This window comes from Ferrovibrio terrae (assembly GCF_943372915.1).
GTDB lineage: Bacteria > Pseudomonadota > Alphaproteobacteria > Ferrovibrionales > Ferrovibrionaceae > Ferrovibrio > Ferrovibrio terrae_A.
The window spans coordinates 84,026-91,142 of sequence record NZ_CALSAN010000016.1 but is presented as its reverse complement, the minus strand read 5'-3'; the positions used below and the strand labels follow the sequence as shown (position 1 = coordinate 91,142).

General features: G+C 65.3%; 8 protein-coding genes. 2 read left to right on the top strand and 6 right to left on the bottom strand.

Going from position 1 to position 7,117, the window contains the following annotated elements:
* The 5 genes from AAG821_RS12975 to AAG821_RS12955 form a co-directional block, all read right to left on the bottom strand.
* Window positions 1-137: S4 domain-containing protein (locus AAG821_RS12975; RefSeq protein ID WP_341916300.1), on the bottom strand; the 137-nt coding region annotated here is incomplete at its 3' end.
* Window positions 134-1,495, bottom strand: a complete 1,362-nt coding sequence (locus tag AAG821_RS12970) for an MATE family efflux transporter (RefSeq protein ID WP_341911892.1) — start codon at window positions 1,493-1,495, stop codon at window positions 134-136. The genes AAG821_RS12970 and AAG821_RS12975, both read right to left, overlap by 4 nt.
* A 14-nt stretch (window positions 1,496-1,509) precedes the next feature.
* Complete coding sequence (dxs, locus tag AAG821_RS12965; RefSeq protein WP_341911894.1) at window positions 1,510-3,429, bottom strand: 1-deoxy-D-xylulose-5-phosphate synthase; 1,920 nt, start codon at window positions 3,427-3,429, stop codon at window positions 1,510-1,512.
* Between the two features lie 16 nt (window positions 3,430-3,445).
* Entirely contained in the window at window positions 3,446-4,366 is a 921-nt protein-coding gene (locus AAG821_RS12960; RefSeq protein WP_341911896.1) for a polyprenyl synthetase family protein, read from the bottom strand.
* A gap of 1 nt (window position 4,367) precedes the next feature.
* Window positions 4,368-4,640: an exodeoxyribonuclease VII small subunit gene (locus tag AAG821_RS12955; protein ID WP_341911898.1), complete on the bottom strand. Its 273-nt coding sequence runs from the start codon at window positions 4,638-4,640 to the stop codon at window positions 4,368-4,370.
* Window positions 4,641-4,789: 149 nt separating this feature from the next.
* Between AAG821_RS12955 and AAG821_RS12950 the strand changes: the two genes are divergently transcribed.
* Complete coding sequence (locus AAG821_RS12950) at window positions 4,790-5,491, top strand: lipid-binding SYLF domain-containing protein (protein ID WP_341911900.1); 702 nt, start codon at window positions 4,790-4,792, stop codon at window positions 5,489-5,491.
* Window positions 5,488-5,919 (top strand): DUF3293 domain-containing protein, encoded by a 432-nt coding sequence (locus tag AAG821_RS12945; protein ID WP_341911902.1) that lies wholly within the window; start codon window positions 5,488-5,490, stop codon window positions 5,917-5,919. The genes AAG821_RS12950 and AAG821_RS12945 overlap by 4 nt, the downstream gene beginning before the upstream one ends.
* Here the strand turns inward: AAG821_RS12945 and AAG821_RS12940 are convergent, their stop codons facing one another.
* Window positions 5,920-7,104 (bottom strand): acetyl-CoA C-acyltransferase, encoded by a 1,185-nt coding sequence (locus AAG821_RS12940; protein ID WP_341911904.1) that lies wholly within the window; start codon window positions 7,102-7,104, stop codon window positions 5,920-5,922.
* Window positions 7,105-7,117 lie beyond the last annotated feature (13 nt).

The window sequence follows — 7,117 nt, the reverse complement described above, 5'->3', positions numbered from 1 at the left end:
GAAACGCCCGGCTTGTCCAGCCGCTTTTCGCCTGAGAAGACGAGACCGGCCATGATCGCGGCCTGCGCCTTGGCCCGGCTTTCGGCCAGGCCGCGCTCCACCAGAATCTGATCCAGGCGCTGCTTCGGGGCTTTCATCGGGCCGGCACTCTGTCTAGCCGCTGCAGCCTATGGGTCATGGCGTGAAAACGCCAGAGCAGCAACGCCGCCACCACCGCCAGCCCGACGACCAGGCCAGCCCAGACGCCGATGCCGCGCAGTGGCGTATAGAAGCCGAACCAGATCGCCACCGGAAACCCGATCAGCCAGTAGCCGACGAGCGTGATGACCATGGGAACAGCCGTATCCTTCAGGCCGCGCAGCGCGCCATTGGCCACACCCTGGGCGCCATCGACCAGCTGGAACAATGCGGCGATGCCGAGATAGGTGACGGCCAGGGTGAACACGGTGGACGCGGCATCGGAGACAAACACCCGCACCAGCAGCCCGCCGGCAAAATGGAAAATCAGCGCCGTGCACAGCATGAAGGACATACCCATGGCGATGGCGATCCAGCCGGCACGCGCCGCGCCGGCATAGTCGCGTGCGCCGGCCGCCAGACCGACGCGCACGGTGGCAGCCTGACTGAGCCCCATTGGCACCATGAAGGCAAGCGCCGCCCATTGCAGCGCCACCTGATGGCCCGCCACCTCGGCCGCGCCGAGCCGCCCCATCAACAGGGCCGCTGCGGAAAAGAGTCCGATTTCAGCCCCCAGTGCCAGCGCGATCGGTGCGCCGACGCGCAGGAAGGCACTCATGCGATCCGGCGTCGTGCACCACCAGCCGCGCGACAGGTGATAACGGGCGAACTGCGGATCGCGTGCGATATACCAGCCGAACACCAGCAGGATCAGCAGATTGACTAGGCTGGAACCGATGCCGGCGCCGACCACGCCGAGCGATGGCACGATCCAGAAGCCGAAGATCAGCACCGTATTCACGGCGGCATTGAGCAGCACCGCCAACAGAGTCAGCACCAGGGCGGCGCGCGGACGCTCCAGGGTGGCGAGAAAGCCGCGCAGCACCATGAACCACAGCGCGGTGATGAACATGCCGCTGACCGCCTGCATGAAAGGCACGGCCAGCGCGATCAATTCCGGCGGCTGGCCGATCAGCACCAGGAAGGGTTCGCTGAAAATGAGCAGCAGCGTGCAGACCAGGCCATAGATGCCGGTGGAGATCAGGCCGTCATGCACGGCCTGGCGCACGCCCTCGATATCGTCGGGATCGCGGCCCCGCGCCTGTGCCGCCAGCGCCGGCGTCGCAGTGGCCAGGCCAAGACCCGCCATCCACAGGAAGCTGAAGATCGCCACGCCAAGCGCCGCCGCACCCAGCGCTTCGGCGCTGTAATGCGACAGGAGCCAGACATCGGTGGTGTGGATCGCCATCTGCGCCAACTGCGTGCCGACAATGGGCAGCGACAGCGTGAGCGTGGCCCGCGCTTCCTGGAGGATCATATTGTGCTGTCCTGCTAGGCGCGCGCGGTGGCGTCGGCGGCGCGACCCAGCGCCAAGAGAGCTGTGGCGACGATCTGCGGTGCATTCAGCCCCGCCTCGTCATACTGCTTCATCGGATTGTCGTGATCGATGAAGCGGTCGGGCAGCACCAGCGGGCGGATCTTCAGGCCCTGATCGAGCAACCCGTCATGGCTGAGGAAATGCAGCACATGGCTGCCGAAACCGCCGACCGAACCCTCTTCCAGGGTGATCAGCACTTCGTGATTGCGCGCCAGCTGCCGCACCAGATCGGTATCCAGCGGCTTGCAGAAACGCGCATCGGCCACGGTGGTCGACAGCCCGCGGGCGGCAAGGTCGTCAGCGGCTTTCAGCGCCTCGGCCAGGCGGGCACCGAAGGAGAGAATGGCAATCTTGCTGCCTTCGCGGATCACACGCCCCTTGCCCAGCGGCAGCACCAGGCCGCGCTCGGGCATGACCAGGCCGGTGCCCTCGCCACGCGGATAGCGGAAAGCCGACGGCCGGTCGTCGATGGCCGCCGAGGTCGCCACCATATGCATCAGCTCGGCTTCATCCGCCGCCGCCATCAGCACCATGTCGGGCAGGCAGCCCAGATAGGCGATGTCGAAACTGCCGGCATGGGTCGCGCCATCGGCGCCGACCAGCCCGGCGCGGTCAATGGCAAAGCGCACCGGCAGCCGCTGGATCGCCACGTCATGCACCACCTGGTCATAGGCGCGCTGCAGGAAGGTGGAATAGATCGCGGCAAACGGCTTGAAGCCTTCGGTGGCGAGGCCGGCAGCAAAGGTCACGGCATGCTGCTCGGCGATGCCGACATCGAAGCAGCGGTCGGGGAAGCGCTTGGCAAACAGGTCGAGGCCGGTGCCTGACGGCATCGCCGCCGTCACCGCCACGATCTTGTCATCGCGTGCGGCTTCGGCGATCAGGCTTTCGGCGAACACCTTGGTATAACTCGGCGGGCCGGCTTTGGGCTTGGCCTGGGTGCCGGTGACGACATCGAATTTCGACACGCCGTGATACTTGTCGTCGGCAGCCTCGGCCGGGCCATAGCCCTTGCCCTTCTGGGTCACGACATGGATCAGCACCGGGCCGGTCTTGTTGGTGTCGCGGATATTCTTCAGCACCGGCACCAGATGGTCGAGATTGTGCCCATCGACCGGGCCGACATAATAGAAGCCCAGCTCCTCGAACATGGTGCCGCCGGCAACCATGCCGCGCGCATATTCCTCGGCCTTCTCGGCCATCGAGGCGAGGCTCTTGGGCAGGATCTTCTCGCCGATCTGCTTGGCCAGCTGGCGCAGGCCGAGATAGGAGCGCGAAGACAGCAGCCGCGACAGATAGGCGCTCATGGCGCCGACCGGCGGCGCGATCGACATGTCGTTATCGTTGAGGATGACGATCAGCCGGGTATCCATCGAGCCGGCGTTGTTCATCGCCTCATAGGCCATGCCGGCCGACATGGCGCCATCACCGATCACGGCGATGACGTTGTTGCTCTCGCCCTTGAAGTCACGCGCCACCGCCATGCCAAGGCCGGCGGAAATCGAGGTGGAGGAATGCGCGGCGCCGAAGGGATCGTATTCGCTCTCGCTGCGGCGGGTGAAACCCGACAGACCGCCGGGCTGGCGCAAGGTGCGGATGCGATCGCGCCGGCCGGTGAGGATCTTGTGCGGATAGGCCTGGTGGCCGACATCCCAGATCAGCTTGTCGACCGGCGTGGCAAACACATGATGCAGCGCCACCGTCAGCTCGACCACGCCGAGGCCGGCGCCGAGATGGCCACCGGTGACCGAGACAGCATCGATCATCTCGCGACGCACTTCGTCGGCGAGTTGCTTGAGCTGGTCCTGGTCGAACTCCCGGATATCGGCCGGGGTCCGCACCATATCCAGCAGGGGCGTGCGATTGCTGATCATTCTGGAGCCAATGGTGTCACGAGCGGCGGGTTATAACAAACTCCGCCAGCTCCTGTAAAACCATGGAACCGGGGCCAAAATGGGTCGAAACCCGACTTTTGGCAGAATTCGTTAACGCCCGTGCCTTGGCCCGGGCCTCATCCAGGCCCAGCAGGCCCACGAAAGTCGCCTTGCCGGCCGCGGCATCCTTGCCCACCGCCTTGCCCACTTCCTCTGCCGAGCCCTCATGATCCAGCAGATCATCGGCGATCTGGAAGGCCAGACCCAGCTCTGCGGCATAGTCACGCAGGACCGCACGATCCTCCGGTTTCGCCTCGCCCAGGATGGCGCCGGCCTCGGCGGAAAAGCCGATCAGGGCGCCGGTCTTCAACGCCTGCAGCCGGGCGATCTCATCGTAGGTCAGCGGCCGACCGGCCGCAGTGCGGATTTCGGCATCCAGGTCGATGGCCTGGCCGCCGACCATGCCGCGCGGCCCTGCCGCCTGGGCCAGCCCGGCCACCAGGGCAGCCTGCACACTGGCTGCGGGATGGGTGGCCGGATCGGCCAGCACCAGGAAAGCCTGGGTTTGCAGTCCATCGCCTGCCAGCACGGCGGTGGCCTCATCGAAGGCCCTGTGCACGGTGGGCTTGCCGCGCCGCAGGTCGTCGTCGTCCATGCAGGGCAGATCATCGTGAATCAGCGAATAGGCATGCAGCATCTCGATGGCCGCCGCCACGCGCAACGCGCGCTCACGCGGCACACCGAACAGATCGCCCGACGCGACCGCCAGCAGAGCACGCATGCGCTTGCCGCCACCCAGGCTGGCATAGCGCATCGCGTCATCAAGCTTGGCTGTGGCACCGGCAGGGACCGGCAGCAGGTGGTCCAGCGCAACCTCCACGGCGGCGGTGACCTCCTGCATGGCCGCCGCAAGTGCGGGCGACGGCAGCATCGTCATCTCAGTCGGCCTTGAAGGGCTGGGTGCTGGCCTGGCCGTCGCCGCCGACCACGATCTTTTCGATCTTTTCTTCGGCGGCCTTCAGCTTGGCCTCGCAATGGCGCTTGAGCAGGGCGCCACGGCCGTAAAGCGCAATCGAATCTTCCAGGTCGACGCGGCCGCTTTCCAGCTTGGCGACGATCTCGTCCAGCGCCTTTAGCGCAGCCTCGAAGCTCATCGCCGCGATATCCGGCGGGATGATCTCCTGATGGGCGTCTTTATCAGCCTTGGACATGCCGCCTCCGTTCCACAAAGCCGCCACAGTTTACGGTCTAGCTGTGGCCTCAACAACCGGCGCCGCCGGCCGATTCGCGGCCGAGCCGACGTGGCCGAAGCAATATAACGCGCTGTATAATTTGCCAACCCGCCAAGGGAGACAATGCCATGCCCAGCCTCACCACAAATCGCCGTACCCTGCTCGCCTCCGCCCTCGCTGGCGCCGGTATCCTGGCCTTGGGCCCGCTACCCGCCCTGGCCGCCTCCGACGACCAGAGCCTGATCGATTCCGCTCGCATCACCGTCGACCATTTCATCAATGACACCCAGATGGGCGACCTGCGCCGCAAGCTGGCCCGCGCCAAGGGTGTCTTCGTGGTGCCGCAGTTGCTGAAGGCCAGCTTCATCATCGGCGGCGAAGGCGGCAGCGGCGTACTGCTGGCCAAGACCGCCAACGGCTGGAGCGAACCGGCGATCTACACCATGGGATCAGGCTCGATCGGCCTGCAGATCGGCGCTGAGGCATCCGAGGTCATACTGGTGCTGATGAACGAGAACGCGGTGAACGCCATCCTGCGCAACGAGTTCAAGCTCGGCGCCGACGCCACCGTGGCGGCCGGTCCTGTCGGCATGGGCGTGGAAGCCGCCACCACCACCAATTTCGGCGCCGATATCTATTCCTTTGCCAAGACCAAGGGTCTGGCCGCCGGCATATCGGTGGAAGGCGCGGTAATCACCGCGCGCCATGGCCGCAACGCCGCCTATTACGGCAAGGAAGCGCATCCGCGAAATATCCTCTACGATAATGTGGTCAGCAATCCCGGCACAGATGCCCTGCGTCAGGCGCTTGCTACAGCGGAGATGCCGTGATCACACCTGCTACCCTGAAGGGTTACCGCGCCACCACCTATGCCGTAACCCTGCCGGACGGCAGATTGATCGGCCTGCGGCTGAATGAACCCAGCCCGCAGGCCGATGCATTCCTGCGCCGATGCAAGGCGCAATCGCTGACCTGCCTGAATGCCTGGAATCCCCGCAGCAAACGCTGGCCGGTCAGCCGCAACATGGCGGCGCATCAGGGCCTGCGGCGCGACCTGAGCGCGCGCGGCTATGTCGCATTGCCGCAGCTTGGCGTGCCCGACCGCCGCAACTGGCGGCCCGAACCCGGTTTCGCCGTGCTGGACCTTGAAACGCAAAAGGCCATGACGCTCGCGGAACGCCATGGCCAATTCGCTATCGTGCATTATCCACGCGGCGGAGTTGCGGAACTGATCCTCACCCGCCTCGCACTGAGATAATCAGGCAACCTCGAACAAGCCGGCGCCACCCTGGCCGCCGCCGATGCACATGGTCACCACCACATACTTGGCGCCGCGCCGCTTGCCCTCGATCAGGGCATGGCCGGTCATGCGCGCGCCCGACATGCCATACGGATGGCCGATGGAAATGGCGCCGCCATTCACATTCAGCAACTCATTCGGGATGCCAAGCTTATCGCGGCAATACAGCACCTGCACGGCAAAGGCCTCGTTCAGTTCCCACAGGCCGATATCATCCATCTTGAGGCCGAAGCGCTGCAGCAGTTTCGGCACGGCATAGACCGGGCCAATGCCCATTTCGTCGGGCTCGCAACCCGCCACCGCCATGCCGCGATAGATGCCGAGCGGCTGCAGCCCCTTCTTCTCGGCCAGCTTGGCATCCATCACCACGCAAGCCGAAGCGCCATCCGACAGCTGGCTGGCATTGCCCGCCGTAATGACCTTGCCCGGACCGCGCACCGGCTGCAGCCCGGCCAGGCCTTCCAGCTTGGTGTCGGCGCGGTTGCCCTCGTCCTTGGTCAGCGTAACATCCTTGTAGGAGACTTCCTTGGTCTCCTTGTCCACCACCGCCATCTTGCTCGGCATGGCAACGATCTCGGCATCGAACTTGCCGGCCGCCTGGCCCGCGGCGGTACGCTTCTGGCTTTCAAGTGCGTATTCATCCTGCGCCTCGCGGCTGATGCCATAGCGCTTGGCCACCGTCTCGGCAGTGTCGATCATCGCCATATAGATGTCGGGCTTGTTCTTCATCAGCCACTCATCGCGGGCGCGGAAGGTGTTCATATGCTCGTTCTGCACTAGCGAAATCGATTCCAGGCCACCGCCGACCGCGACCGGCACATTGTCATGGATCACCTGCTTGGCTGCCGTGGCAATCGCCATCAGGCCCGAACCGCACTGACGGTCGACGCTCATGCCGGCCACCGAAACCGGCAGGCCGGCGGCAATGGCGGCGTGGCGCGCAATATTGCCGCCGGTCGAGCCCTGCTGCAGGGCCGCGCCCATGATCACATCGTCCACCTCGCCCGGCTCGATGCCGGCGCGCTTGACCGCTTCACGGATCGCATGGGCGCCGAGCGTCGCTGCATCGGTGTTGTTGAAGGCGCCGCGATAGGCCTTGCCGATCGGCGTGCGGGCAGTGGAAACGATGACGGCTTCGCGCATTTTATCCTCCCAG